The sequence below is a fragment of the uncultured Methanobrevibacter sp. genome, from assembly GCF_937898925.1.
Taxonomy (GTDB): Archaea; Methanobacteriota; Methanobacteria; order Methanobacteriales; family Methanobacteriaceae; genus Methanobrevibacter.
Genome location: NZ_CALDKF010000110.1, coordinates 1 through 1,731, shown reverse-complemented (window position 1 = coordinate 1,731; position 1,731 = coordinate 1). Strand labels below are relative to the sequence as shown.

1 protein-coding gene and 1 pseudogene are annotated in these 1,731 nt (G+C 35.0%); both read left to right on the top strand.

Annotation, left to right across the window (positions count from 1 at the left end):
• Positions 1-127: 127 nt before the first annotated feature.
• A pseudogene (locus tag Q0409_RS09105) lies at positions 128-841 on the top strand (aldehyde dehydrogenase family protein); the annotation flags it as partial.
• Between the two features lie 108 nt (positions 842-949).
• The gene (locus tag Q0409_RS09100) at positions 950-1,675 is read left to right on the top strand and encodes a tRNA-binding protein (protein WP_298537328.1); all 726 of its coding nucleotides are present in this window, start codon (positions 950-952) and stop codon (positions 1,673-1,675) included.
• The last annotated feature ends 56 nt before the right edge of the window (positions 1,676-1,731 follow it).

Sequence of the window (1,731 nt, the reverse complement as noted above, 5' to 3'; positions counted from 1 at the left end):
AAACAAAATCAAAGATACAAATTTTTCATTAACTTTTAAAAAAATATCCAAACAAATTAATGGAATGTTTGTTTGTTATGAGAAATATTCAAATAAATCCTTAAAATTATTTATAAATGTTCCCATAACAAGAGCAGGAATGAAGAGATTGACAATGGAACTTGGTGGAAACGATCCTTTAGTCATACTTGAAGATGCAGATATTGAAAAGGCAGTAAGTGCTGCAGTATCCGGTGCATTCCTATTCTCTGGTCAAGTCTGCATTGGTGTAAAGAGATTGATTCTTGACAATAGGATTGCAGATGAATTCATAGACATGTTTGTAAAGGAGGCAAGCAAGTTAAAAATGGGTAATCCTATGGATGAATCAACTGATATTGGTCCTGTAATCAATGAAAGCTCTGCCATTAATATTGAAACTTCTGTATATAGGGCAATTGAAGATGGTGCAGAACTCTTGCTTGGTGGAAACAGAAAAGAGTGCTTCTATGAACCAACCATTTTAGACAATGTAACTATGGATATGGATATTGTAGCTAATGAGACCTTTGGTCCAATTGCACCTATAATCAGAGTGGATGGCCTTGATGAAGCAATCAAAGAGGCAAATAATACCCAATATGGCCTTCAGGCAGGAGTCTTTACAGAAAGTATCCATAGTGCCTTAAGATGTGCAAATGAGATAGATGCTGGTTCAGTTTTAATCAATAAGGAATCCACATTCAGGACAGATGCAATGCCATTTGGAGGATTCAAGTCAAGCGGTATGGGCAAGGAAGGAATCAAGTATGCAGTTGAGGATATGTGCAAGACCAAATTGATTGCATTCAATTGCAGATAATTTCCAATATTTTGATAAAGTATTAATTTAAAGAGGGATAAATTATTATTCAGAAAAAACATTAATTTAAATTAATTTTAAAAATTTTTATGATTATCAAGTGATATTATGTGGGATACTGCTAAAGATTATAGAATTTTAATAGCTATGCATGCTCGTGAATTGTTCCTAAGAACCGTTCAAACTGGAAGTTTTAGGGGTAATTGGAATAAGAAAGGAGCTATTGAAGAAACCAAAAGGATGGAGCCAGACTTAAAATCCTTGCTTTACTGCTATCTTGAAGGGGATGCGTTGGCAAATTGTGAAGATGTTGATAAGCTTGAGGAAAAGGCTCATAGAATAATCGATTTCCTTGGCGGTGAGGATTGGGCTCATAAGTTTATGAATGGTGCCCCTAAGGATGAAAGGGAAAAGACTGAAGAGAACATTGCTAAGGTCAGATTCTTCCTTGACACCATTTTAGGCCTTAGAAACAGATTCAAATTCGGACCAATCGATGATCCAATCATTGGAATTGATGTTAAGGTTGGAGAAATCATGAGTGTGAGCAAGCACCCTAATGCTGATTCATTAATGATTTGTAATGTAAATCTTGGAAAGAGAGCTTTGAAAGTTGTTACCAATGACTTGACCGTTAAGGAAGGAAATAGGGTTGGCGTTTCATTGCTTCCTCCTGCTACTTTTATGGAAATCGTTTCTGAAGGAATGTTTTTAGGAATGAATGGTAGCATTTTAAAGGAAGTTCAAGGTGAATTGGGCCAAATGCCTAATGGAATACCTATGGAATCATTGAATGAAACCAAAAACATGATTACTAACTTCTTAGACAATTAACCAAACTTTTAGACAAACTTTTAGACAAACTTTTAGACAAACTTTTAGACAAACTT